Annotated in this window: 1 protein-coding gene; it reads left to right on the plus strand. The window is 69.0% G+C overall.

Going from position 1 to position 355, the window contains the following annotated elements:
* The coding region (locus ACLZOT_RS50710; protein WP_416976083.1) for a PDZ domain-containing protein at nt 1-355 on the plus strand (355 nt) is incomplete at both ends.

The raw sequence follows: 355 nt of genomic DNA on the forward strand, positions 1-355 counted from the left end.
TCCCAGGAGAGCGCCAAGGTCGCCGCCCTGAAGGCGCTGGACATCCCCGTGCAGAGCTGGGTGATCGTCTCGACCGTCGTCAAGGGCACCCCGGCCGAGGGCAAGCTGCACGCCGGTGACGTGATCAAGGCCGTCGACGGTACGACGATCAAGGAGCCCGGGGACGTCGCCAAGCAGGTCACCAAGCACAAGCCCGGACAGGACGTCGTCTTCACGATCGTGCCCGCCAAGGAGCAGGCCGCCGCTGAGAAGGAGCGCCGGACGCCGACGAAGACCGAGAAGGTCACCATCCGGACCGCCCGGTCCACCGACAGCGGCGACAAGCGCGCCATCGTCGGGATCTCCGCCGGGACCG

Origin of the sequence: Streptomyces sp. 4F14, assembly GCF_048159485.1 — a bacterium.
GTDB lineage: Bacteria > Actinomycetota > Actinomycetes > Streptomycetales > Streptomycetaceae > Streptomyces.